This is a genomic window from Haliscomenobacter sp., from assembly GCF_033763495.1.
Lineage (GTDB): Bacteria > Bacteroidota > Bacteroidia > Chitinophagales > Saprospiraceae > Haliscomenobacter.
This window is the reverse complement of record NZ_JANRKL010000111.1, coordinates 1-25,237: the sequence shown is the minus strand read 5'-3', so window position 1 is coordinate 25,237 and position 25,237 is coordinate 1. Positions and strand designations below refer to the sequence as shown.

Annotated in this window: 17 protein-coding genes, 4 tRNA genes and 1 pseudogene; 17 read left to right on the top strand and 5 right to left on the bottom strand. The window is 45.9% G+C overall.

Going from position 1 to position 25,237, the window contains the following annotated elements; genetic code table 11:
- Position 1 precedes the first annotated feature (1 nt).
- Complete coding sequence (locus SFV55_RS11895; RefSeq protein WP_320029720.1) at positions 2 to 721, bottom strand: anti-sigma factor; 720 nt, start codon at positions 719 to 721, stop codon at positions 2 to 4.
- Between the two features lie 166 nt (positions 722 to 887).
- On the opposite strand from SFV55_RS11895, the gene SFV55_RS11890 reads away from it, so the two are divergent.
- Positions 888 to 1,913, top strand: a complete 1,026-nt coding sequence (locus SFV55_RS11890) for a WG repeat-containing protein (protein ID WP_320029719.1) — start codon at positions 888 to 890, stop codon at positions 1,911 to 1,913.
- Here SFV55_RS11890 and SFV55_RS11885 read toward each other — a convergent pair.
- The 3 genes from SFV55_RS11885 to SFV55_RS11875 are packed head-to-tail and all read right to left on the bottom strand — an operon-like array spanning position 1,910 to position 4,340.
- Entirely contained in the window at positions 1,910 to 2,557 is a 648-nt protein-coding gene (locus SFV55_RS11885) for a phosphatidylserine decarboxylase family protein (RefSeq protein WP_413776703.1), read from the bottom strand. The two genes, SFV55_RS11890 and SFV55_RS11885, sit on opposite strands and share 4 nt — an antisense overlap.
- A 9-nt stretch (positions 2,558 to 2,566) precedes the next feature.
- Positions 2,567 to 3,400: a phosphatidate cytidylyltransferase gene (locus SFV55_RS11880; protein ID WP_320029717.1), complete on the bottom strand. Its 834-nt coding sequence runs from the start codon at positions 3,398 to 3,400 to the stop codon at positions 2,567 to 2,569.
- A 16-nt stretch (positions 3,401 to 3,416) separates the two neighbouring features.
- Positions 3,417 to 4,340 (bottom strand): type II CAAX endopeptidase family protein, encoded by a 924-nt coding sequence (locus SFV55_RS11875; protein WP_320029716.1) that lies wholly within the window; start codon positions 4,338 to 4,340, stop codon positions 3,417 to 3,419.
- A 178-nt stretch (positions 4,341 to 4,518) separates the two neighbouring features.
- Between SFV55_RS11875 and SFV55_RS11870 the strand changes: the two genes are divergently transcribed.
- From SFV55_RS11870 to SFV55_RS11820, 10 genes and pseudogenes are all read left to right on the top strand, one after another.
- On the top strand, positions 4,519 to 5,238 hold the full coding sequence (locus tag SFV55_RS11870; RefSeq protein WP_320029715.1) for a pyridoxine 5'-phosphate synthase: 720 nt from the start codon (positions 4,519 to 4,521) through the stop codon (positions 5,236 to 5,238).
- Positions 5,239 to 5,447: 209 nt separating this feature from the next.
- Positions 5,448 to 8,636: a SusC/RagA family TonB-linked outer membrane protein gene (locus SFV55_RS11865; protein ID WP_320029714.1), complete on the top strand. Its 3,189-nt coding sequence runs from the start codon at positions 5,448 to 5,450 to the stop codon at positions 8,634 to 8,636.
- 12 nt (positions 8,637 to 8,648) lie between these two features.
- Positions 8,649 to 10,097: a SusD/RagB family nutrient-binding outer membrane lipoprotein gene (locus SFV55_RS11860; RefSeq protein ID WP_320029713.1), complete on the top strand. Its 1,449-nt coding sequence runs from the start codon at positions 8,649 to 8,651 to the stop codon at positions 10,095 to 10,097.
- Positions 10,098 to 10,201: 104 nt separating this feature from the next.
- Positions 10,202 to 11,044 (top strand): BT_3044 domain-containing protein, encoded by an 843-nt coding sequence (locus SFV55_RS11855; RefSeq protein ID WP_320029712.1) that lies wholly within the window; start codon positions 10,202 to 10,204, stop codon positions 11,042 to 11,044.
- A gap of 521 nt (positions 11,045 to 11,565) precedes the next feature.
- Positions 11,566 to 14,823: pseudogene (locus tag SFV55_RS11850) on the top strand (SusC/RagA family TonB-linked outer membrane protein).
- Between the two features lie 47 nt (positions 14,824 to 14,870).
- Entirely contained in the window at positions 14,871 to 16,526 is a 1,656-nt protein-coding gene (locus SFV55_RS11840; protein ID WP_320029709.1) for a SusD/RagB family nutrient-binding outer membrane lipoprotein, read from the top strand.
- A gap of 94 nt (positions 16,527 to 16,620) precedes the next feature.
- On the top strand, positions 16,621 to 17,199 hold the full coding sequence (locus SFV55_RS11835; protein WP_320029708.1) for a hypothetical protein: 579 nt from the start codon (positions 16,621 to 16,623) through the stop codon (positions 17,197 to 17,199).
- Between the two features lie 289 nt (positions 17,200 to 17,488).
- Entirely contained in the window at positions 17,489 to 20,530 is a 3,042-nt protein-coding gene (locus SFV55_RS11830) for a TonB-dependent receptor (RefSeq protein ID WP_320029707.1), read from the top strand.
- A gap of 22 nt (positions 20,531 to 20,552) precedes the next feature.
- Positions 20,553 to 21,893: a RagB/SusD family nutrient uptake outer membrane protein gene (locus SFV55_RS11825; protein WP_320029706.1), complete on the top strand. Its 1,341-nt coding sequence runs from the start codon at positions 20,553 to 20,555 to the stop codon at positions 21,891 to 21,893.
- 191 nt (positions 21,894 to 22,084) lie between these two features.
- Positions 22,085 to 22,411, top strand: a complete 327-nt coding sequence (locus SFV55_RS11820; protein ID WP_320029705.1) for a hypothetical protein — start codon at positions 22,085 to 22,087, stop codon at positions 22,409 to 22,411.
- On the opposite strand, the gene SFV55_RS11815 is transcribed toward SFV55_RS11820, so the two are convergent.
- Positions 22,323 to 22,796, bottom strand: coding sequence for an energy transducer TonB (locus SFV55_RS11815; RefSeq protein WP_320029704.1), 474 nt, complete (start codon positions 22,794 to 22,796; stop codon positions 22,323 to 22,325). The two genes, SFV55_RS11820 and SFV55_RS11815, sit on opposite strands and share 89 nt — an antisense overlap.
- Positions 22,797 to 22,994: 198 nt before the next feature.
- Here SFV55_RS11815 and SFV55_RS11810 point away from each other — a divergent pair, with 198 nt between their 5' ends.
- The 6 genes from SFV55_RS11810 to SFV55_RS11785 all read left to right on the top strand — a co-directional run bounded on the left by SFV55_RS11810 (position 22,995) and on the right by SFV55_RS11785 (position 25,186).
- Positions 22,995 to 23,888, top strand: a complete 894-nt coding sequence (locus tag SFV55_RS11810; RefSeq protein WP_320029703.1) for a tyrosine-type recombinase/integrase — start codon at positions 22,995 to 22,997, stop codon at positions 23,886 to 23,888.
- A gap of 62 nt (positions 23,889 to 23,950) precedes the next feature.
- Positions 23,951 to 24,244, top strand: coding sequence for a ribosome hibernation-promoting factor, HPF/YfiA family (gene hpf, locus SFV55_RS11805; protein ID WP_320029702.1), 294 nt, complete (start codon positions 23,951 to 23,953; stop codon positions 24,242 to 24,244).
- A 460-nt stretch (positions 24,245 to 24,704) separates the two neighbouring features.
- Positions 24,705 to 24,780: transfer RNA gene (locus SFV55_RS11800), tRNA-Thr, on the top strand.
- Between the two features lie 62 nt (positions 24,781 to 24,842).
- Positions 24,843 to 24,928: transfer RNA gene (locus SFV55_RS11795), tRNA-Tyr, on the top strand.
- A gap of 14 nt (positions 24,929 to 24,942) precedes the next feature.
- A tRNA-Gly gene (locus SFV55_RS11790) sits at positions 24,943 to 25,018 on the top strand.
- 93 nt (positions 25,019 to 25,111) lie between these two features.
- A tRNA-Thr gene (locus SFV55_RS11785) sits at positions 25,112 to 25,186 on the top strand.
- Positions 25,187 to 25,237: the final 51 nt, after the last annotated feature.

Sequence of the window (25,237 nt, the reverse complement as noted above, 5' to 3'; positions counted from 1 at the left end):
CTTAAATGGCATGATTAGCCACCAGTCGACTTACCGTAGGTTCACTACTCCCCCCCAGTGGCTCGATGGTGATGTTGAGGCTGGTGGCTTCATCCAGGTATTTTAGGTCCTGATATTTTTCCAAATTGGTGCTAATCAAGCCAATGCTGATCATTTTTCCGGCTACATCAACCCAAATTTGGTATTGCTTATCTTGCGGTAACTTAGGTAAATTAAAAGGATTGAGCATGGCTTTTTTGCTCTCTTTGTTCCAATAAACCAAGGCTGCTGCTTCAGTATTTGCAGCAGTTTCGGTCAGTACAACCGGCTGAGTTCGGGGGTCTTTGAGGAAAGCAATTATTTCTTCCCGGCTTTCACAAGTGCTCAATTGAGTCAACAAAGTTTTGTTTTCCTCCTGCAAATTGCGCAGACGTAAAACGGACAAGACACACAATAGCGCTAAAGACCCCAGCACCACTACACTCAGCCAATGGATTTGGCCATAAGTTCTACTACCCTTTGTATTTGAAGCAATTGAAGGTTCATTCGTCCTTTGTGTCGGAGCCGGAATGTCTTGTTGCAGGGCGTATTGTTTGATGGCGTCCCGCATTGCGGTTACCTCCTGATTGAGTTCGGGGTACAAATTGAGGTGTCGCTCTACTTCCTGCGTTTCCTCAGGGTCAGTAATGCCTAAAACGTATTGCTCCAATAATCCGCTTGTCAAAAAAGTCTGCTTATCCATAGTGTTTGGTGTCAAAACAAAAGCAAAACAGAAAAATGAAGAAAAGGTTGTACTTCGGCTACGCTCAGCCACCGCTTCTTGGCTAATTTGAAGGACAGGTTGCTGAGCGTAGCCGAAGCACAACTTTTTCCTTATCTTCGCTCCGCGTTCTTCATCCCCGCAACCTATGGACCAGGCACTATTTAAGATCAGAGAAAAAGGAAAATTCGGTTTTATCAACCGCAGTGGAGAGGTAGTTATTGAGCCACAATATTACGAAGCGGAAGACTTTTTTAATGGCTATTCCCGCATTCGCCTCAACGATAAGTGGGTTCCCATGGACACCTTGGGCCGCTTGTTGATCAAGCATTTTTTCAATTTTGTTGGTTATTTTGAGGAGGGCCTGGCACGGGCACAACTGGTCAATCGTTGGGGCTACATCGATCAAAAATGCAACATTGTTATCGATATTCAATACGATCAGGCTGGTGATTTTAATGCAGGACTGGCAGCGGTGAGTCGCCGCCGACAGTATGGTTACATCGATCCGGAAGGCGATTGGGTGGTGCAACCACAGTACGAATGGGCAGGTCCCTTCAGCAAAGGCCTGGCCCCGGTAGCCTGGAATGAAGGTTCCGGCTTCATTGAGCCGGATGGCTTTTTAGCCTTTAGTACCCCCTATGAAAAATGTTTACCTTATCAGGAGGACGTAGCCGTTTGTGTGCATCGCCGACTTTGGGGCTTGCTCAACCGACAAGGCAAAACCCTTTGTGAACCTCAATATTTGTACAAAGAGGGAATTTCCAATGGCGATTTTTTCGACGGCATGGCCATCATTTGCCGAGACAACCTTTTTGGCTTCATCAACCAAAAGGGAGAAGAAATTGTAGCGCCACAGTACGGAGCAGTTGGTGATTTTAGCGATGGTTTGGCTCCGGTACAGCAAGATAAACTATACGGCTACATTGATCCCACAGGAAAAGAGCAGATTCCCCTCCAATTTCAGGATGCCAATGTGTTTTCAGAAGGTTTGGCCGCGGTGAACAGCAAGGGTTCTTGGGGTTACATTGATCGCAGTGGGGAATTGGTTATTCCGCCGCTCTACCGTCAAGGGGGAACCTTCAAAAATGGATTGGCCTTGGTCATTGCTGCGGGCAAGTGGGCTTATATTGATACCAAGGGGCAGCCAGTGTGGGTGGAAAATATCCGCTAACACACCGCAATCACATCCACATTCCCCTTCACTTTTTGCCCGATTTTCACTTTTACTTCCGCATCCAATGGCAAAAACAGATCCACCCGCGATCCAAACTTAATGAAGCCAAATTCTTCACCTTGCGCCAGGCTTTGCCCGGGCTGCACATAATAACGGATCCGCCGCGCCACCGCACCTGCGATTTGGCGCAACAAAATTTCCACTTTGCCATTTTTAATCACCACAGTAGTTCGTTCATTTTCTGTAGACGACTTGGGGTGCCAGGCCACCAGGTATTTACCAGGATGGTATTGGGCGTATTGTACGGTGCCCCCAATCGCAGCCCGGTTCACATGCACATTCAAGGGCGACATAAAAATGGAAATCTGTAATCTTTTCTCCTTGAAATACTCCGGTTCCTCCGCCTCCTCGATGACCACAACCTGCCCGTCAGCCGGGGCATAAACTATGCCTTCGCCTATTGTTGGGATAGCCCGTTTTGGGTTGCGGAAAAACTGCACGATCAGACCCCAAAAGCCCGTGCTAAGAACGCCCAACCAGGGTTGGAGAATTGGCAAATACTGGGCACACAATATATTCACCCCAACTAGCAAAAGGGTGGCGATGAGAATGATGAGGTAACCTTCGCGATGTATGCGTATCATTTTCAATTAATTAATTACCCAAAATAAATACGCTGCCGAAAAAGGCAACTGAAACATAAACCCATCAAAACGATCCAAAAAACCTCCATGCCCGGGCAGAAGAGCACTGGAATCTTTGATGTTGATGCCTCGTTTGAAACTGGATTCAACCAGATCGCCAATTGATCCAAAAACAATCACGATAATGCCCAAAACCAACCAATGCAGAAAGGCCAATTCCGGAAACAGTCGCCACAAGCCCCAGGCGACAATCAGCGTAAAAATGGTAGCACCCAGCGAACCTTCCCAGGTTTTTTTGGGTGATATTTTTGGAAACAGGGGCGTTTTGCCCAATTTTGATCCAACCAAATAGGCACTGGTGTCACTCGTCCAGGTCATCAACATGAGACCAAGGGGAATGTGGAACGAAAAATTGGACCCGATGAATGCAATTGCATTCAAAAGGGCAAATGGTACACCTATATATAATATGGTCAAAAAAATAAACCCAACCTGCTGAAAAGCTTGGGTATTGCCTTGGGACAATTCAAAAACAAAGGGCAAAAACAACAAGGGGAAAAAACTTAGCAGCATTGGCAGCCAACAATCGTAGGGAATAATACCCAGATTGAGTGCGGTCAGCCAAGCGTAAGGTAAAAGCCCCAGGGCCACTCCAATGGATCTGCGGATTAGGTCGGTCCGATTGTCTTCGGGGAAAGTCAAACCCGTAAACTCCCACAAACACATGCCCGTAATGACGCCAAAAAGCAGCAAAAATGGAATCTTACCCCCAAATACTCCTCCCAGCATAATCAATACAAAAAATACAGCGGTGATTACCCTCAATCGAAGACCTCCCATGTTGCTATTTGGTTTTTTAGCTGTTTTGCTGTTTGTGTAAACGGCTTAAGTAGTATCCTACCACAATCAATATGGCTAAACCCACTATACCCCCCAGCCAATTTGGATTGTCGATGGCCTGGTCCGGTGAAAATTGATCAGCTTTTTCACCCAGGAAGTAATAAGCAATCACCTGTAAACTATTGAATAAAAAATGAACCAGAATGGGCAACCACAAACTACGCGACCAGTGAAACAAGTAACCCAATCCAGCGCCCAAAATCATTCTTGGCAAAAAACCAACGAACTGCATGTGGATGGCGCTAAAAACAACGGCAGTAACCCAAATACTAAGAATAGGGTTTTTCACTACTTTGTTCATCTGTTGCTGGACAATCCCCCGAAAAACCAGTTCTTCACCCAATGCCGCAACCACTCCAACGGTGAGCAAATTGAGTAACAACTCTGCTGGGCCGTCCATGTGGAGCAATATTTTGACCAATTCGTTGGCACTTTTTTCCATGTCCTTCATCCACATGGGCAATGGCAATTGCTGATTGAGCCAATAACTGGTTTGAGCTACGGGGAAAATCGCAAGCACAAATAAAATTCCTCCAGCGATGAACAACCAGCTGGGCCAGCGCTGCAACTGTAGTTTTTGTAACCACTTACTTCTAAAAAAAAGCAGTGAAACCGCAACAGCTCCCCCTGTAAATGCAAAAAAATGGGGAAAAAGATTGGCCCAGCGGGCCATGTTGCGCTGCTGCAAACTGGCGTCTTCTTTCATGTTCCCTAAAAAAGACAAGCCATCCAAACCTTGTGCACGCATCAGCGTATTGACGAGCATTGAGCCAAGTATCAAACCGACCAGCATAAACGCAACCAGGCAAAGTAACATTATCCAGGGAGAGGCCTCTTTACGTTGAACAGGCATTTCAGAATCCGGGAGTGGGTATTCCATGAATTTTTTTGGTAAAATTACGTAAAGTCATTGATCAATCGGGGAAAAAATATCGAGCTTTGTGCCTCGGCTTCGCTCGGCAACCGGAGCTCCAAGATCACGGTCGCTGAGCGAAGTCGAAGCGCCTGATCTCGGAGCTCCGGTTGCCGAGCGAAGCCGAGGCACAAAACGATAAAATATGCAAACCGTCCGCCTAAGTGTCAACATCAACAAAATTGCCCTGATCCGCAATTCAAGGGGCTCCAACTTACCCGATCTGACCCAAATTGCCAGAGATTGTGAAGCATTTGGTGCACAGGGGATCACTGTACATCCCCGCCCCGACGAACGGCATGTGCGCTTTGATGATTTACCACTGCTGAAAGATATCGTTACCACTGAATTCAACATCGAGGGAAACCCCGATGCACGCTTCATGCGGGAAGTTACCCAAGTAAAACCCCATCAAGCCACCCTGGTACCTGATGGCCCTCAAGCCTTGACCTCCGATCAGGGCTGGGATACCTTAAAATACAAGGATTTTTTGGTGGATGTGGTCGCCCAATTACAAGCAGCAGGGATTCGGGTATCTATTTTTGTGGATGCAGATGAAAGATTGGTTGAAGGTGCCAAAGCGGTAGGTGCCGATCGCATCGAATTTTACACCGGGCATTACGCCAAAGATTTTTTGAAAAACCCTGCCGAAGCAGTCAAAAAACATGTCCAGTGTGCCCAATTGGCCGTAAACCTGGGCTTGGGGGTCAATGCTGGACACGATTTGAACCTCCAAAACCTTAATTATTATAAGAATGAGGTGCAGGGGCTACAAGAAGTATCCATTGGCCATGCCCTGGTATGTGATGCCTTATACTTCGGACTCCAAAACACCATCCAGATGTACCTAAGGCAATTAAAATGAAAAACAATGAATCTTTTTCAGTCTTGACAGAAAAACGACAAACAAGCTAAAAAGCAAAAAGTTCGTAAAAAAAAACGACCTTGTTGTTAAATAATTGATAAAATTTCAATTATTTGGCGGTGTATTAGCCGACATTCAGATTCAAAGCAAGAATCGGTGCCATTTTTTACCGTTTCGATTGTATTTTTTTAACATAAAACAGCGATAGTATGAAAAAACACTTACTAGCACTTGCGCTGGTACTGTTCGCATGTGTAGCCACATGGGCACAACGAACTGTTACCGGTAAAGTGATCGACAAACAAGGAGAAGCACTTATTGGTGCAAGCATCCTTGCCAAAGGTACCACCAGCGGTACCGTTACCGACATCGATGGGACATACAGCCTTTCCGTTCCCGCCAACGCTTCCATTCTTGTTGTTAGTTACACAGGGTACAACTCCCAGGAAATCACACTAGGTAGTGGAAATGTAGTGGATGTAACCCTTGAAGCAGGGATTACCCTTGAAGAAACGGTAATCACTGGTTTGGGGATCAAACGTTCAGAAAAATCGGTGCCTTATGCCGTACAAACCTTAAAGTCTGAAGACCTGAACGTGATTCGTCAGACCAACCTCAACAACGCCTTGGCTGGTAAAGTAGCGGGTGTACAGTTGCGTGGTCAGTCTACGGTTAAATTGGACCAAAACTCCACCATCCGGATTCGTGGCGCGGGTTCCTTGACCGACAAGCAGCCTTTGTACGTAATTGACGGTACTCCTGCTGATGCGCTTGATTTCAACATGGATGACATTGAGTCCCTGACCGTATTGAAGGGACCAAACGCTACGGCTATTTATGGCCAGCGTGGTGATGCCGGGGTAATTGTGGTAACGACCAAAAAGGCTGCCAAGCGCCCTGGTATTGGCATTCAGTTCAACCAGAGTACCTTCCTGGACAAGGTGTACATCCTGCCCAAGTACCAGAATGCTTATGCAGGTGGTGGTTCTGCCGACCTGATCAAGTTCTCCTGGGAAGCAGGTATGCCTGAAGAGTGGAAAACTTTTGAAGGCAAGTACTACCATGATTATTCTGACGACGCCAGCTGGGGCCCCCGGATGGTTGGTCAAGAGTACATTCCATGGTATTCATGGTATGTTGGCACACCTGACTTTGGCAAGACTGATAAATTGGTTGCTCAACCCAACAACATCCGCGACTTTTACAACACCGGTGTAAGTACCAACACCAACTTGAACTTTACCAAGGCCGGTGAAGGTTATTCTTCTCGGGTTTCTTTGACCAAGCAAAATACCAAAGGTTTGTTGCCCAATTCTGGTTTGGACAAATACACCCTGTCTACCCAGAATACCCTCAACCTGAGCAAACACTTTGAGGTTGGTGCCAACATCAACTTTACCACCACTAAAGTGAATGGTGAATTCCAAGATGGTTACTCCAACAACAGTACGGGTTCTTTCAACTCTTGGTTCCACCGTAACCTGGACATGAACAAGATCAAAGAACTGAGTAATACCCGTTCACCAGAAGGTATTTTGGCTTCTTGGAACCACAACAACCCAGGCTCTTACCTGAGCTCTCCACTGGCGTTTTATGGTGCCAATTACTGGTACAACTTCTTTGGCTATTTTGATCAATTGGATCAGCAGGCCAACCGCGAACGTTTGTTTGGCGACGTGAGCCTGACTTACAAACTCAACGATAAGTTCCGGGTTTCCGGCTTTATCCGCCGCAACCAGGTGAATACTTTCTATGAAAATAAGGGTCCTGCGATTCTACAAAACAGTGCAACCCAGACTGGTTTCAAAGCCTTTTATGCTACTGGCCAAACCTTTAACCGTGAAGACAATTACGAATTGCTGGCTATTTATTCTGACCGGATTGGTGAATTGCTTTCTGTGGAAATCAATGCGGGAGGTAACATTCGTAAGAACATCAGAAAGGATTATCTTGGAAATACTGTTGATGGGTTGAGCGTGCCCGATTTGTTCACTCTGGGCAACTCTATCAAACAACCTTTTAACTTTAACAACTTCCGCTCCAACAAAGAAGTACGCAGCTTGTACGCCCGTGGTTCTTTTGGTTTGAAAGACATGTTGTTCGTAGACTGGTCGGTGCGCAACGACTGGAGTTCTGCACTGCCTGTTGAAAATAACTCTTACCTCTATCCATCCGTGGGAGGTAGCTTCGTTTTCAGCGAATTGACCAAAAATGCCCTGCCTTTCTTGAGCTTCGGTAAAATCCGTGGTAGCTGGGCACAAGTAGGTTCCGATTTGGATCCATACCAATTGGCTTTGACTTACGGCCTTGGTGCTGACCAATACAATGGCAACATCCTGATGGGTACTCCCAACGAATTGGTAGACCCCAACATCCAGCCATCATTGTCTTCTGCGATTGAATTTGGTTTGGACTTGCGTTTTGCCAAAAACCGTTTGGGTCTGAGTGTAACTTACTACGATGAATCCAAGACCAACGAAATCCTTTCAGTTTCTGTAGCTGGTGCTAGTGGATTTACTTCCAAAAAAATCAACGCTGGTCAAATCGACCGCAGCGGGGTAGAAATCCAATTGGAAGCAAAACCGATAGCCAGCAAGGACTTCAACTGGGATCTGAACCTGAACTTTGCGAAGAACACCACCGAGATCATTGAATTGGCAGATGGCATCAACGCCTTCATCGCTGAAACGGGTACTTTTGGTACTTCTTCGGGTGCACGTTTGGTACACGTAGTTGGCGAAAAATGGGGTCAAATCCGCGGCGGCGGCATCAAGAAACTTGATGGCAAAAACGTAGTAGACGCCAGTGGTCTATTTGTTGCACAGCCTGATACTTATTTCGGTTCTGCTCTGCCTGATTTCACCGGTGGTTTCTTGAACACCATTTCCTACAAGAACTTCCAGTTGAACTTCAACATCGACTTCTCCAAAGGAGGCAAATACTTCTCTTTGTCTGACCACTGGGGAACTTTCTCTGGTTTGTTTGAACGTACAGCCGAACTCAACGACAAAGGCAATCCTTCTCGTGATCCAGTTGCTGACGGTGGTGGTGTCCATGTACAAGCAGTAAATGCTGATGGTACGCCATTTGATGGTTACATTGATGCTCAAACTTACTGGCACCAGTTCCGTAGCCGCAACATCGCTGAAACCAACGTTTATGATTTGACTTTTGTTAAACTGCGTGAAGTAAGCCTGGGTTATAGCTTGCCTGTTAAAAAAATGGGCTTGAGCAAATATGTTCAGAATGCCACCATCTCATTGGTAGCACGTAACCCATGGTTGATCTACGCCAAGAACCGCGACTTCGATCCATCTGAAATTTCTGACAGATATGGCGAAAACGGTCAGTTCCCTGGCACACGTTCATTCGGTTTCAACATTTCTTTGGGCTTCTAAAAACAAACAATAATGAAGAAATTCATATTTCATAAATCCGCTTTGGTATTGCTCACTGCTTTGTTTGTAGCAAGCAGCTGTGACATTACCGACTTCGGAGATACTAACGTCAGCCCCAACGCCACGACCATTCCAATTACCTCGGCGTTGCTGACCAACTCCATCATTGGTACCTTTAATGCAGGTACTTTGCGCGATGTTACTGCGGGAGGTTATGCCCAATATGTGGCCGCTACTCAGTACACTGAAGCCACCTTGTACACCTTTTCTAACCCTGCATGGGATGGGGTGTATGCCGGAGCATTGTACGATTTGCAAAACCTGATCAACAACAATACCGATCCAGCTACCGCTCCAGTTGTAGCTGTCAATGGCTCGAATGCCAACCAACTGGCGGTTGCCCGTATCGTAAAGGCTTACCGTTACTGGTGTTTGACCGACGATTACGGAGACATTCCTTATTCTGGGGCTTTGAAAGGTGAAGGTCAGGTTGCTTACGATAACCAAGCAGACATCTACAAGGATTTGTTCAAGGAATTAAAAGAAGCGGTCGCTCAATTCGACGGTGGCTTGGCTGCTAAAGGAGACATTTTGTACAATGGAAACATTGCAAAATGGAAAAAATTCGCGAACTCGATTCGTTTGATCATGGCATTGCGGATTTCCAAGGCCGATGCTACTTTGGGTAAAGCTGAAGCAGCTAGTGCAATTGCGGCAGGTGTGATTGAGTCCAATTCCGACAATGCAGTGATGAGCTGGCCTGGTGGTGCATTCAAAAACACCTGGTTCAACTTGTACGATGGTCGTAAAGACTGGGCGATCAGCGATGTGATTGTCAATGCGATGACTCCTCTGAATGATCCCCGCCTGATGAAGTTCGCTACACCAAACAACAAAGGTGAGATTGTGCCCATGCCTTATGGTTTGACCCGTGATGCGGCGATTGCCTATACCAACGTTCACCCTGATTTCTCCTTCGTGATGGCAGAACCCATGCGTGCTCAAAATTCACCACAGGTGATTCTTTCTGCTGGCCAGGTTTATCTGGCTCGTGCCGAAGCTGCGCAACTGGGTTGGACCTCTGAAAGTGCTGCCAACATGTATGCTGCTGGTATCAAAGCAAGCTGGCAAGAGTGGGGTGTATTCGATCAGGCCAAGTTCGATGCCTACCTGCAGGCTGACGCAGTTAGCCTTGCAGCGGGAAGCGCACCAGCTAAAATCGGTTTGCAACGTTGGTTGTCCTTTTATCCAAACGGATCTCAAGGTTGGTACGAATGGCGCAGAACAGGTTATCCTGACCTGAAGCCTACTCCTTTTGCAACCAATTCCAGCAAACAAATTCCAGTGCGTTACGCTTATCCATCTACTGAGCCAAACTTCAACGGTGCCGCTTATACCGCTGCCGTTGGCCGTTTGACCGGAGGAGATACCCAGGACGCCAAAGTTTGGTGGGACAAATAAAATAGGGTGTGAGTTTGGGGGTGGGTGTGAGTGTGATTCACCCTGCGCTCAAGCTCATATCATTAGTCTTAAAAGTGTTTTTCAACGCTTAAAATGGATCAAGTATGAAAATTTTTAAATATATCCCTCTGATGCTTTTGGGTGGCGCATTGAGCTTCCTGGGCTGTGAGGATGAGGTTGTGAACCCAATTGAAGGCAAGGGAGACAACTTTGTACGCATTTCCGAAGCTGCCAATGACCTTACTTTGGTAGGTTTTGATGTGGTTCCAGGTGTTAAAAGTGTCCGTTTGTTGGACCTGCTGCGCGACGCCAATTCTGAAAGCTCACTGGCAAGCAGTGTAGGCATCAAAATGAAAATTGACAAAGCAGCCCTGGATGCATTTAATAAGGCACACCCAGATGATGCGATGGAAGAACTGCCAGCCAGTTTGTACACCACCGATCCCCTGGAGTTTTCCCTCGGTGCTGGCGAGTTTGCAAAACCCATCAACATCAAACTGGATCCAACCAAATTGGACTTGACCAAGCGGTATGGTATTGCTGTGAGTCTGGTGGATGCGAGTGGCCATAAAGTACGCAATGGCTTGGGCACTGCCGTGTTCAACATTGTGGCCAAAAACGCCTGGGATGGTCGGTATCAAGCAACTGGTATATTTGCTCACCCGACGGCTGGCGAACGTGTTATTGATCGGGTAAAGGATTTTGTAACCGTTGGTCCAACCTCTGTATCTGGCGAACTGGGTGACTTGGGTGGTGCAGGTTATTTCATGGTACTTACTGTGAACCCAGACAACTCGGTAACCATCGCTCCTTCCGGAGTAACACCTGCACTCAAGACTGATTACCAACCGAACTACTACGATCCAGCTACGAAAACTTTCTTCCTGAAATATTCGTATAATACTTCTGCTCCTCGTATCGTGACAGAACAAATCAAGTTGAAGTAAAATAGAGAATGCCTGAAACAGCGGCAGAAGGCCGATCCAAAACAATTTGGGTCGGCCTTTTTTTATCCACTTTGCACCTCCACTTCCAACCACTCATCAATCTGTTTCTCCTTTCCATTAAAATTTACCCCGATCAGATCACCTTTCTGGCAAGAAGTTTCTTTCCTAGAAAATGAAATGTTACCAACTTGTAAACTTAGCCAGAACCCATCCATGCTCCAAAATGTCGGCCATCCGTCATTTTTTTATTTTGCAAATTACCGCAGTAAGCAGCGAATTTTTCCGTTCTTACGTTCACTATATGCAATAACATTCGGAGATAAACCCACAACTCCTTTTTCAGACCAACACCAGTTCAACATTCCCAAATAAAAATCTGGAAAAAATACCTGCTCTATCAACACTGTTTTACGCATTTATTCTGCCATTGTTAAAAAATTTAGAAATAGTTATTGCTTTTTTAAACAATGGCTTAATTTTGAGTTAGGATTAGTTTCTTAAACAGATAAAATCGGATTAGTATGAAAAAACACTTACTAGCGCTTGCGCTGGTGGTCTTTACTATGGCTTCCGCCGTAGCACAAAGGGCTATTACCGGCAAAGTGACAGACAAAAGTGGTGGCCCGCTCATCGGTGCCAGTATCCTTGTGAAAGGAACAAGCAGTGGTAGCGTGACGGATGTAGATGGGACCTACTCCTTGAGCGCTCCTGATGGTGCAACTACCCTCGTGGTAAGTTACACTGGTTATGCTACCCAAGAAATCACGCTTGGAACTTCCAACATCATTGATGTAATGTTGGAAGAAAGCGCCTCTCAATTGGGTGAGGTGGTGGTAACTGCACAAGGTATCCGTCGGGAGAAAAAAGCCTTGGGTTATGCGGTTTCTACCGTGGACGAAAGCGACATCAAAGACCGCCCACAAGCGGACGTAGCGCGGGTTATCCAAGGGAAAGTGCCCGGGGTGAACATCACCTCTACCTCTGGGGTATCTGGTACGGGTACGAACATCACCATCCGCGGTTATTCTTCTATTACGGGTTCAGTGCAACCACTGTTTGTGGTGGATGGGGTTCCTTTCAACTCCAGCACCAACTCACGGGGTGGTTTTACAGGTGGTGGACAATCTGCCTCCAGTCGCTTCCTGGATTTGGACCCCAACAACATTGAAAGCATCAGTGTATTGAAGGGTTTGGCTGCTACTGTAACGTATGGCGACCAGGGCCGCAACGGGGTAATCCTGATCACAACCAAGAGTGGTAGTAAAAAATCGCGTAAGGCCGAATTCAGCTTGACGCAATCTTATTTTACCAACACTGCTCACTTGCCTCGTTACCAAAACGATTACGTGGGTGGCTTCCAACAAAACCTGGGCTACTTCTTCAGCAACTGGGGACCAACCATTAATGAAGCCAAGATTTACCCTTCGCAGAACACCAACACTGCATTGACTCAGCACCCTTATGCTTTTTTATCCAATGCCGCTTTGCGGGCAGGACAAGCTGACTATGTGGCTTCAGTACAACCTTACGCCATGCAGGTGTTCCCCGATAACGTAAATGATTTCTTCCGCACCGGGAAAATTTACAATACCTCCTTAAACGTGTCTGGAGGTAGTGAGAATGTGAGTTATAATCTTTCAGGAGGTTACGTGAACGAAGAAGGTTACATTCCAGAAAACGGATTGAAAAAATTGAACTTAGGATTAGGGATCAATGCTAAATTGAGCAAAAAACTCTCGGTTGTCACTTCCTTCACTTATGCAAACACGGATCAAACCACTCCTCCTTTGAGCGGTGGAACCGGGAACAACGCTTTGGATTTCCCTTCAGTCCTGGCCAACGTGATGTTTACCCCTCGTCAGGTTGACTTGATGGGCTGGCCTTACGAAGATCCAGTGACTAAAGCTTCGGTATATTTCCGCAGTGGCAATGACATCCCTAACCCACGTTGGGTATTGAAAAACTACAAAACCACGGATATTGTAAACCGGATTTTCTCTGCAACTACCTTCAATTTTGAAATCGCGAAGGATTTCAACCTGTTGTACAAAGTAGGTCTTGATACTTACAATGAAAGCCAGGAATACAAATTTAACAAGGGTGGTGTACAGTTGGTCAATGGTTTTTACAACACCTATGACATTCAGAACACCATCTGGGACAACTCGGTGATCTTGTCGTACACCAAGCCTGTATTTGAAAAACTGACTATTGCAGCCAGAGTGGGTGGTAACTTGCGGAATGACCGTTTCAGAGGAAACTTTGTAACCAGCCAAAACCAATTGGCCCGTGACCTGTTCCGCCACAACAACTTCATCGACAACGTTGCTTCGGACTTCACCAGCGAACAAACCCGGATGGGTATCTTCGGGGAGGTAACTTTTGATTACAGCAACTTCCTGTACTTGAACTTCGCAGGTCGCAACGACTGGACCTCTACCGTAGAGCCAGAAAACCGCCGTATCTTCTATCCATCTGCCAGTATCTCCTTTGTACCTACTTCAGCTTTTGCAGGCTTGGATGGTGGTTTTATCAATTTCTTGAAGATTCGTGCGGGCGTGGGTACCTCTGCTGGTTTCCCAAACCCATACCAAACAAGGAACATTCTGGACCAAAGTGCCCGTGCATGGCTGAACGCTTCGGGTGCTGCAGTACAAACGCATGGTGTAAACAACTCTTTGGGTAACCCCAACTTGAAGCCAGAGCTGCATACTGAATATGAATTGGGATTGGAAACCAAGTTGTTCAACTGTGTGAGCAGGCCTGCTAAGGGTAGGTCAATATAATATGAATTGGGATTGGAAACCAAGTTGTTCAACAACCGCCTAGGTGTTGATTTGACATTGTATCGCCGGAATACACGCGACCTGATCACCAGCTCTCCACTGGATCCTGCTACAGGGTATACTTCTACGACCATCAACATCGGCCAAATTCGCAACGAGGGTATCGAAATCAGTGCAACGATTAATCCGGTTAAAACCAAAGATGCCAACTGGGACATGACCTTTGCCTTTAGCCGCAACACACCAAAAGTAATCGATCTGGGTGGTACTTTGCAAGAAGTACAAATTTCCGGCTTTGGTGGTGCCTTGGGTAACTACGCTATTGTAGGCAAGCCATTTAACATCATTAAAGGTTCTGGTAACCGTCGCAATGATTCAGGCCAATTGTTGATCGATGGTCAAGGTTTCCCAATTGCTACAGCATCTCCGATCATTCTGGGTGATCCCAACCCTGCTTTCACCACCAGTTTGGTCAACGGATTTACTTACAAGAGTCTTACCTTGGATTTCATGATCAGTTACCGCCATGGTGGTGCAATGTACAGCTCTACCGCAGGTGCATTGATGGGGCGTGGTTTGACTTATGACACTGGTTTGGAGGCAGGTTATGACCGTGCTCAGACCTTCATTTTCCCCGGTGTAAAAGCAGATGGTACGCCCAATGATATCCAGGTTACTGCTTCAGATGTAGGCTTCAACACGACTTACTTCTTCACGGACGAAGGCCGTATCTTTGATGCTTCGACCATTCGCCTGCAAGAAGTTTCTCTGACTTACGCATTGCCACAAAAGATATTGTCCAAAACCCCATTCAAGACCATGTCTTTGGCGATTTCTGGATCCAACCTCTGGTATAAGGCACTGCACTTCCCTCCAGGTTTGAATTTTGACACAGACAACTTGGGCTTGGGTGTAGGTAATGGTCTGGGCTTTGAATTTTTGACTGGCCCTAGCGCCAGAAGGATTGGCGGTACCTTGAAACTGACCTTCTAAAATTGAGGTAAAAACCTACCTCTATTTAGTCGTTCTAAAAAAACAAAATGATGATTCGTAATATCAAGATACTATTTTTGGTATTGGCGGTAACCTTGATGGGCTCCTGCGAACTGGATTTGCTGGATAACCCCAATGCGGTTACTGTAAACAATGCCGACATCAACTACATCCTCAATAGTGTTGAACTCGGAGCGAGAAATAACTTTGGAGATTTCTCTGGCTTGGGTGGTGCATTTACACGGATGTTTCATTTAGGCGGTGCTGCCATTTATGACAACTCTTCTAGCCCAGCTGGTTCGGATGGTCGCTGGAACACTGCCTATGCAGGTGTATTGGCAGATGTGAATGCCCTGATTCCACTTGCTGAAAAGGGAGAATTATTCGTACATGCAGGGATTGGCCGGGTAGTACGTGCGATGGTTTTGATGAATCTGGTGGATTACTTTGGTGATGTACCCTATTCACAAGCATTAGACCCATCCAACTTTAACCCTGGAGTGGATAAAGGAGCCGATGTGTACGCAGCTGCTTTGGCTGATTTGAACAAGGCCATTGAAAACTTTAATGCAAAGTCTAAAGGTGGTGCTACTACCGATTTGTTTTACGGGGGGAGTACCGACAACTGGATTCGTGCGGCCAATACCTTGAAATTGAAACTCAATTTGAACCTTCGCTTGATTAACAAAGCAGGCGCTACTTCTGCCATCAATGCCTTGATCACGGACAACAAATTGATTTCTACGGCAGCTCAAAACTTTGTATTCAAGTATGGTACAAATTTGACCAACCCGGATACCCGTCATCCAAGTTATGCTGGGCAATATAGCCCCACAGGTGGTGGCGACTATCAGTCGAATTCTTACATGGGGACTTTGCACAACGCCAAAGGGTTTCCTGATCCAAGAATCCGGTTTTATTTTTACCGCCAAACGATCAAAAACTCTACTGACGTCAATGAAATTCGTTGTATCAACAACAGTAAGCCTGCCCACTACAGCGAAAATGATGTTTTTTGTTACGCCACTTCAGTAGGTTATTGGGGGCGTGACCACCTCAGCAACGAAGGTATTCCACCAGATGGTTTGAAACGTACTGCCTATGGGGTTTATCCTTCTGGTGGCCTGTATGACAACGACGCCGGTGTTGGAGTTTCTCTAGGCGCAGGTGCTGGTGGTGCAGGTATCCGCCCAATCATGATGCGTTCTTTTGTTGACTTTATGTTGGCTGAAGCAGCACTGACACTTGGTACCTCTGGCAACCCTCGGGATTTACTGAAATCAGCCATTGAAAAATCCATGGCCGATGTGCGCAGCCTTGCCATGGGAAGTAGCGAAGCGGGAAAAATTACCGCTTTTGAGTCGAGCAAAGGTTTCGTTTGGGCAGATGAGGTGAAAAAATACGTCGATAAGGTATTGGCAGATTACGATGCAGCAGCTTCGGATGATGCACGTTTGAACATCATCGCTACTGAATATTGGATTGCTTTGTATGGTAATGGCATAGAAGCTTACAACCTTTACCGGAGAACGGGCAAACCAGCCAATCAACAACCTGGCTTGGATCCAAACGTAGGACCATTCCCACGGTCGATTTATTACCCAAACAGCTACATCGCCCGTAACAAAAATGCTGTTCAGAAATCCAACATGTCTGTGCAAGTATTCTGGGACAACAATCCTGCTAACAACTTCATTAAGTAAGTTCAATACACTGCTGCGGAGGGGCGATTTTTGCCTCTAAAAAATTGATCCTCCGCATTGTTTTGGCTTATAACTTAGCAAAATGCATGCAGAAATGAAAAAAATCATATTCTTTCTAATGTTATCAGTTTTCTTCTTTGCTTCCTGTGAAACAGAAATTGTGGAAGAAATTGACGAATTCGCTTTTGAAAACGGCGGGTACATGCGTACAGTGACGCCATATCCTGTAGTCAACAATTCCACCTTCAAGGTGAGCAAAGCGAATATGTCAGGTACAAAAATGGAACTAGTTGCGGAAGCCGTTACACCCAATGCTGGTGCCCTGTTTTCTTCTTATGATCTGGAAGTACGCTTCGTTGATGCAACCCCTTTACCAGCAGGTAGTGTCAACAATAGCAAAGCCTATATTGCCTTCAAATCCTATGCAGCATCTGCTTATGCCAAAGATGCGACTACTGGTTACCCACGGGCTACTCTTAGTGCTACAGGTAAAGAAATGCAGGATAAGTTAGGCCTCACCGACGATCAAATTACCAGTGGTGACCGTTTTGAAATCCGGGCTACCATGAAATTGACCAACGGAAAGTCATTTAATGCAACTAATTCAGGGGCGAACCTGACAGGTGCATTTTACTCTTCACCTTTCTTTTACCAAGTGAATGTAGTTAATTAACAACAATTCTTAAATAATTTCGGAATGGAGTGCTTTTTAAGCGCTCCATTTCTATTTTTGCAAAGTTTTATCTTTTTGTCTGCCAAATTGCAGATGTATATCTGTAGTAATATTTTGAAGCAGCCCTAAGTCAGACCCAAACGTTTACCAATTTACAGCGACTAATTGCAACCCATTTTTCCCTTGAACAATCCTGCTCTAAACACAATGTCTATACCAGGTGTTACACCTCGCGGTGTATGGCCTGACTGTATACTTTTTGACATTCAATAAAATCAAATTCATTGGTATGAAACAACACTTACTGGCTTTACTGCTGATGCTCTGTGGAGCGACGCTGACTTTTGCTCAGCGGACCATCAGCGGCAAGGTTACCGCTGAAAATGGCGAAGCGCTCATTGGAGCAAGTATATTGGTGAAAGGTGCTTCAGGTACTGCCACCGATGTAGACGGCACATTTAGTCTTAATGTACCTGCCAACGCTACTATCTTAGAAGTTTCTTATACTGGGTACGCATCTCAGGAAATTACCCTGGGAGCCAGTAATGTAGTGAACATTACTTTAAAAGAATCCATTACCCAGCTAACGGAGTCCATCATTACCGGTTATGGCGCGTCACAAATCAAAAGAACCCTCACCGGTAACATTGCAAAACTGAAAGGCGAAGACATCCAGAACCTCCCAGTTCCCAGCGTAGAGCAAGGTTTACAGGGCCGGACTGCTGGTGTGTTTGTCGAGTCGGTGAACGGTAAACCAGGTGGGGCCATCCGGGTACGTGTACGAGGGGCTTCTTCCATTACTGCCAGCAGCCAACCCTTGTACGTCATCGATGGGGTTCCGATTACCGTTGCTTCACAAAACCAAAACGGTGCAGCATTGAACCCTCTTGCTGACTTGAATTTCAACGACATTGAGTCCTTGGAAGTATTGAAAGACGCCTCAGCCGGAGCCATTTATGGGGCTCGTGCAGCCAACGGAGTAGTGCTCATCACGACCAAAAAAGGTCGTTCAGGGCGTACCAACATCGAATTCGACATTCAACGTGGTATCGGCCAACCCTCTGGTTACCGCGAGTTTTTGAATACAGCCGAGTTCATCCAGTACTATACAGAAGCTGCCAATAACACCGATGTGGTTGATGGTGTTGATCCAAACGATAGTGGCTCCACCACTACGTTCGTAAAAAACCGTTTTAAGCGCTATTCCGGTTACGCTGACTATACCAAGCAGGAGATTGAAACGGATTGGCAGGATGAAGCTTTCCGTACCGCCAATTCTACCCAGGCTTCATTGTCGGCAAGTGGTGGCAACGACAAAACCCGCTTTTTTGCCAGCGCCTCATTAAGCGACCAGGAAGGTATACTGGTGGGCAATGCCTTCCAACGTTTGAGTACTCGCCTGAACCTGAGCCAAAAAGCCAGCGAACGCTTGACACTCGGCATGAACATGTCTTTGTCGCGCACCTACACCAATCAGGTGCCTGACGATAATGCCTTTTCTACTCCCTTACAGCTCATTGCGCTGGCACCCATCACGCCCGTTCGCGATCTAACCGGGCGCTTATATGATCGGCCAACCGCTACCTATTACAATGGGTTGATCGATGTCGAAGACGCCAAAAGAGACATCATCTCGTACCGAACCCTAGCCAACGCTACAGCGAGTTACCAAATTGTAAAAAACCTGACTTTGACAGGGGAAGTAGGTGCAGATATTTACAACCTTCGGGACAACCTTTTTGCCAGCCGCCGTACTTTTGCCGGTCAAGGCACCAATGGAACCGGCAACTCGCTTTATGCCCAAGTGGTGAACATCAACACTAAGGCTTATTTGAACTACAACGGAAAAATCAGCGAACGCCAAAACCTTGGCTTTACCGTTGGGACTGAATTCCAGCGTTCACGCCAGGATCGCACCAATGTTACGGGTACAGAATTCCCCGTTGACGACCTTAAGACCCTGGCAAGCTCGGCAAAGATTACAGTAGGCAACTCAACACTGACTGAGTTCTCCTTCTTGTCTTACTTTGGTCGCGTGAATTACGATTTTGACCGTCGTTTCCTTTTGACCTTGAGTGGTCGCGTAGACGGATCTAGCCGCTTTGGTATTAACAATCGTTTTGGTTTCTTCCCTGCTGCTTCGGCAGGTTGGGTAATTTCGGAAGAAGGGTTTATGGAAAACAGCCCATTCAGTTTCTTTAAAATACGCGCCAGTTATGGCTTGACTGGGAATGCCGAAATTGGCAACTTTCAGCAATTGGGTCTTTTGGGTTCTGCTTCCTACAATGGCGTATCCGGTTTGTCGCCCAACCAAATAGCCAACGATGACTTGCAATGGGAAAAAACTGGTCAGTTGGACATAGGGATTGATTTTGCGATTCTTAAAGATCGCATCAGTGCAGAAATCGACTATTACAACAAAAACACCTTCGATTTGCTGTTGAACGTGCCAGTGCCGGGAACATCGGGTTTTCGTACCCAGACTCAAAACATTGGCAGGGTTGAAAATCGTGGTTTCGAATTCGTATTGAATGGCCGGGTACTGGATGGTGCTTTTAAATGGAGTACCGCATTAAACCTCGCATTCAATCAAAACGAAGTAAAAGAGCTGGCTCCTGGCCAAGATATCATCGATCAAGGTAGTGCTAGATTGATGAACGTTGTAAAAGTAGGTGCGCCACTTGGCGTATTTTATGGCGCTGAATATGCTGGGGTTGATCCTCAAAATGGCGACGCCCTCTGGTACCTGAATACGCCAGGGAAAGAGCGCGAGACAACCAACGATTTCAACCTGGTACAGTACATCGAATTGGGTAGCCCACAGCCTACCGTGATCGGTGGCTTTACGAATACGTTTAGCTACAAAGGTTTGGAACTGAGCGTGATGTTTCAAGGGGTAGGTGGCAACTCAATCCACAACGGTGCAGGTGAATTTATGTCGGCCAATGCCAACTGGTTTGACAATCAGACTAAGGATCAGCTTAGTGCCTGGAAAAAAGTTGGCGACATCACCAATGTGCCACAAGCCCGCTTGGGATATGTCAACGGCAACCAATCGCGCTCTAGTCGGTACTTGGAAGATGGAGATTACATCCGTTTGCGAAGCGCAACCTTGTCCTATCAACTGCCATCCAGTGTGTTGGGCAAACTCAATTTGAGCAAATTACGCATTTATCTAACTGGGCAGAACTTGTTGGTTTTCACCAAGTACACTGGTTGGGACCCAGAAGTTAGCTCCGATGCATTTGTAGACAACGTGACTTCTGGCGTTGATTTCTACGCTGCTCCGCAGCCCCGTACAGTCGTATTGGGTGCAACAATTGGTTTTTAAGTACAGATTAATGAAAAACAACATGAAAGCGAATAAAATATTTTTGTTGGTTCTAACCCTAGGGTTGTCACTGAACGCATGCCAGGATCAGTTGGAACTAAAACCAGCACAGAGTATTGCGGATACTCAGGCTTCGGCCAATGAAAGCAATGTCAAGGCTGTTTTAATCGGTGCCTACGACGCCATGGCCGAAGGTGATCTATTCGGTGGTAATACTTTGCGCAATGCTGAATTGCAAGCTGGCGATGATGAGATCCTGTGGGTAGGAACTTTTTTCGACCCTCGCGAGATTTTTAATAAAACCATGCAAACTGCTAACCGTGATGCCACGGAGCTTTGGTTGGATGGCTATAACGCAATCAACATCGCCAATAACGTTCTCGCTTTTTTGCCCGTTGTAGCCGAAAAAGACCGCAAAACAGTCGAAGGCGAAGCCGAGTTCATTCGAGCACTGGTTTACTTTGAATTGGTTCGTTTCTTTGGCAAGCCCTACGTGGCTGGCCAGACAAACAGCCAATTGGGTGTTCCGCTAATTACAGAACCAACGCGTGGGATTGACGAAAAAAGCCAGGTGGCACGCAGTACTGTAGAGCAAGTATACGCCGCTGTCATCGCTGATTTAATCAAAGCAGAAGCCAATCTTCCGCAAACCAACTCTTGGCGAGCCAGTAGCCTTGCCGCTACCGCTTTGTTGGCTCGCGTTTACCTCCAACAAGGCGATTATGCAAAGGCCCGCGATGCCGCCAATAAGGTGATCAGTTCGGGTAAATTTGCACTTTTGGCTGATTATGCCGACAATTTCAACCGCGATGCCAATTCTTCGGAAGACATCTTCGCAGTTCAGGTTACGGATCAGGACGGAATAAACAACATGAACACTTTCTTCTCTATTCCCGATTTTGGTGCCCGCGATGGCGATATCGAGATTCTGGATGGCCACCTGAACCTATACCCAACTGGGGATGTACGTAAAGATCTCTTCTTTGATGGGGCTGGCGCAATGCGAACTGGAAAATGGAACAACCAGTTCGGCAACATTGGTTTGATTCGCCTTGCCGAAATGTACTTGATCCGTGCAGAAGGCAACGCCCGTTTGAATGCAAGTGTAGGCGCTACACCCTTAGCAGACTACAATACCATCCGTAAACGTGCAGGCCTGGCCGAAGCAACAGCTGTAACCATCGACCAAATCTTGTTGGAGCGTCGGTTGGAGTTGGCTCATGAAGGATTTCGCATACACGACCTGAAACGCACCAAACAAGCAGTCGGCAAATTCAATTATGATGCTGATAAACTGGTTTTCCCTATCCCGTTCCGGGAAATAGAGGTGAATAAAGCGTTGGAGCAGAACCCTGGGTATTAATCTAGTATTTGCATCAATTTACAAAGGGGAGCTATTTCTGCAAAGGGGTAGCTCCCCTTTGTAATTTTTATTTTTAATTTTTATTTTTTAAAATTAAAAGTTTATTATTATTGCTTGCGATAATCTTTATTTTCATGTAATTTGTTGGGGTAAAATAGATTTTAGAGTATTCCTGATGCAAATCTGGCACCATGCGCACCTTAAGCAAAGAAGAATTGTACAAAATTTATCCCAGCTCAGATGGCAAGCCAATGGCAGACAATACCTTGCAATGGGAATGGATTGCATTGATCAAGCAGGGGATGGATGTGGTATTTAAAAACCGTAAGGATGTCTTTGTAGCTGGTGATTTGTTTTGGTATCCAGTAGAAGGACGTTCGGACCTCCGGGTGGCACCAGATGTCCTGATTGCGATAGGCTATCTGAACATTAAGGCTTCAACTGAATGGTATAATGGTAACCCTGATTGGAAGAGCCTGCAACGGACGTCGGTGCTTCAGGTGAAGTCGAACTACTAATGCTATATTGAATGGATAGTGGAGCGGGTGGGGAAGTGGCCTCTGATGATGTGTCCTGATTCACCTGTAGTTTGAAGTGGATGTTCAAAGTCCGATGGTGTTGCACCTTTAATTTGTACGCTTTAGACACTTCAAACTGCAACAAATGCACCAATCGGATGGCTTCCTCGTCACAACCATGCCCTAAACTGGCAATGACCTGGCTTTTGAACACCTTCCCCGTATGGTCAATGCTAAACCGAATTCTTACGGTTCCTTCCACTTTGGCAGCAATGGCTTCCGGGGGGTATTGCAGATTGTTTTGGATAAAAAGCAGCATGGCTTTTTGCCCTCCGGGGTAAACTGCACCTTTGATGAAATGATTTTCGCTTTTTTGACGCGCCATAAAAATTTTCTAAAAAAATCGAAAAATTGTTAGGCAAATTAAACGGCAATTTATCAGTGGGTTAGCTGAATTTGCCAATTATAATGTTAAGCCAAAGTTAAGTCGATCCTTGACTTTCTCCGTTTAATTTTTTAAATTTAAATCAGATCAGAATACTGTTCGATTCTACATTAAGAGAATCGATGACAACCCGAACGAATGACAATAGCAGGATTCTTGAAGTATTTGCAGTATGAAAAACGCTTTTCAATGCACACCGTTGAAGCCTATAAGGTTGATTTGGAGCAATTTAGTTGTTTTTTGCAGAGCCAATACGAGATCGTTGAACCTACGATTATCCAACACATCCATATTCGGTCCTGGGCAGTTTCTTTAATGGAGCAGAAGTATTCGGCTTCCTCCATCCGGCGCAAATTGTCAACCCTCAAATCTTATTTCCGTTTTTTGCAGCGCGAGCAGGTGATCGCACGCTCGCCAATGTTACAGGTTAGTTTGCCCAAGCTTGGGAAGCGCCTACCCAGTGTTGTTCCCGAACAACACCTGGAACACTTGCTCAATTCGGCAGACCTGTCCGATGATTACGAAAAACTGCGTAACCGGGTGCTGGTAGAGTTGTGCTACCTCACCGGTATGCGCCGTGCCGAGTTGTTGAACTTAAAGGTAAGTGATCTGAATTTTAGCAGCTTCACCATAAAAGTATTGGGAAAGGGAAACAAGGAACGACTGATCCCCATTTCTCATGCAATGGCTACACTCCTGCGGCAATACCTGGAGGTACGACAACGAAGCTTCCCCAACACCCCGGAATTGGGACTTTGGCTGACCAAAAACGGTAAAGCAGCCTATCCCAAACTCATCTACCGGATTGTGAAGGAGGCCCTGAGTACCATCACTACCCAGGAAAAACGGAGCCCTCACGTTTTACGGCATTCTTTTGCTACTCATTTATCAGATCACGGAGCTGATCTGAATGCAATAAAAGAATTGCTGGGCCATTCAAGTTTGGCGGCAACTCAAATCTACACTCACCATTCTATTGAGCGACTAAAAAAAATTTACCAGCAAGCTCATCCTAAATCTGGTGCGGAGTAAGCCCCACTATTTTGAAGGATGAAGAATCGATCTTTATGGTCTAACCCTTTAAATCTTGAATTATGGTTGTGTACACTGAAGCAGTACAGTTCAAAGTTGACAGCAAGTTGATCGACTACATTGAAAAGAAATTGAGCAAAATTGACCAGTTCTTCGATCGCATCATCAATGCAAAAGTGGTCCTGAAACTGGAAAACACCGGACAAGTCAGAGAAAAAATCGCTGAAGTACGTATCAATGTCCCAGGTGAAACCCTGATCGCAAAATTTGGTAATAAAACTTTTGAAGCCGCTGTGGAGCAGGCTGTTGATTCCCTCAAACGCCAAATCATCAAATACAAAGAAAAACAATCGTAGCGGCAACCCTCGCGGTTGCCGTCATAAAGGGCAACCGCAAGGGATTGCTCCAACTAGGGCAACCGCGTAGAGCTGCCCAACGAGTTTAACGGGTTTAATCAACACCGCAGGAACTAAATTCTCCTGCTGTTGGTTAAACCCGTTAAACTTTTTAGCTACAACCTTTGAAAATATCAAGAACCTTACCCTATATTTGCGCCACGCTTTCAAAAAAGGAAAATCAAAGAAAAAAAATTGCGCAAAAATTTGATATTTCTTAGAGAGGCACTATCTTTGCAATCGCTTTCGGAAAAAGACGCCGAAATGCTTACAAAACTTGACATTTTTGACAAAAATATCTGATTTGAACGGGTTGAAAAACCTTATAAAATCTGGTTTTTGATCAAATGGTATTCATTTTTCGATAAATCATCTACCAACTGATTTTTCAGGTATCTGTTTGATGGAAAACCAAAGCTAGGCCAGCATAGCTCAGTTGGTAGAGCAGCTGATTTGTAATCAGCTGGTCGGGGGTTCGAGTCCCTCTGCTGGCTCCATCCCATGAATTCATTCGTGGGTCAGTTCAAATCAACCTCAAAGCTTTGCTTTGGGTCTCCAAGGGGGTGCGCCGCAGGTGGAGAGGCGGGCCAGACTGTAAATCTGGTGTCTTTGACTGAGTTGGTTCGAATCCATCCACCCCCACCATTTTTGTCATACAAGCGGAAGTAGCTCAGTTGGTAGAGCATCAGCCTTCCAAGCTGAGGGTCGCGGGTTCGAGTCTCGTCTTCCGCTCCATGTATAAGTTCCTACCCTACGGTTTCAACCATGGGAGGACATTACATACACCAACCCACGAATTTATTCGTGGGTATGTTCGTGGACATACAAGCCGATGTAGCTCAGGGGTAGAGCACTTCCATGGTAAGGAAGGGGTCAAGGGTTCAAATCCCTTCATTGGCTCCAGGTCATAGATGCTTTTTGTTTCATAATTTACATCCAAAAATTCTATACTGA

Coding starts and splice junctions, on each gene's coding strand:
- SFV55_RS11895 (WP_320029720.1), bottom strand. CDS start 721: ATGGATAAGCAGACTTTTTTGACAAGCGGATTATTGGAGCAATACGTT.
- SFV55_RS11835 (WP_320029708.1), top strand. CDS start 16,621: ATGAAAAAAATCATATTCTTTCTAATGTTATCAGTTTTCTTCTTTGCT.
- SFV55_RS11890 (WP_320029719.1), top strand. CDS start 888: ATGGACCAGGCACTATTTAAGATCAGAGAAAAAGGAAAATTCGGTTTT.
- SFV55_RS11840 (WP_320029709.1), top strand. CDS start 14,871: ATGATGATTCGTAATATCAAGATACTATTTTTGGTATTGGCGGTAACC.
- SFV55_RS11830 (WP_320029707.1), top strand. CDS start 17,489: ATGAAACAACACTTACTGGCTTTACTGCTGATGCTCTGTGGAGCGACG.
- SFV55_RS11880 (WP_320029717.1), bottom strand. CDS start 3,400: ATGGGAGGTCTTCGATTGAGGGTAATCACCGCTGTATTTTTTGTATTG.
- SFV55_RS11810 (WP_320029703.1), top strand. CDS start 22,995: ATGACAATAGCAGGATTCTTGAAGTATTTGCAGTATGAAAAACGCTTT.
- SFV55_RS11870 (WP_320029715.1), top strand. CDS start 4,519: ATGCAAACCGTCCGCCTAAGTGTCAACATCAACAAAATTGCCCTGATC.
- SFV55_RS11865 (WP_320029714.1), top strand. CDS start 5,448: ATGAAAAAACACTTACTAGCACTTGCGCTGGTACTGTTCGCATGTGTA.
- SFV55_RS11815 (WP_320029704.1), bottom strand. CDS start 22,796: ATGGCGCGTCAAAAAAGCGAAAATCATTTCATCAAAGGTGCAGTTTAC.
- SFV55_RS11825 (WP_320029706.1), top strand. CDS start 20,553: ATGAAAGCGAATAAAATATTTTTGTTGGTTCTAACCCTAGGGTTGTCA.
- SFV55_RS11860 (WP_320029713.1), top strand. CDS start 8,649: ATGAAGAAATTCATATTTCATAAATCCGCTTTGGTATTGCTCACTGCT.
- SFV55_RS11875 (WP_320029716.1), bottom strand. CDS start 4,340: ATGGAATACCCACTCCCGGATTCTGAAATGCCTGTTCAACGTAAAGAG.
- SFV55_RS11855 (WP_320029712.1), top strand. CDS start 10,202: ATGAAAATTTTTAAATATATCCCTCTGATGCTTTTGGGTGGCGCATTG.
- SFV55_RS11820 (WP_320029705.1), top strand. CDS start 22,085: ATGCGCACCTTAAGCAAAGAAGAATTGTACAAAATTTATCCCAGCTCA.
- hpf (WP_320029702.1), top strand. CDS start 23,951: ATGGTTGTGTACACTGAAGCAGTACAGTTCAAAGTTGACAGCAAGTTG.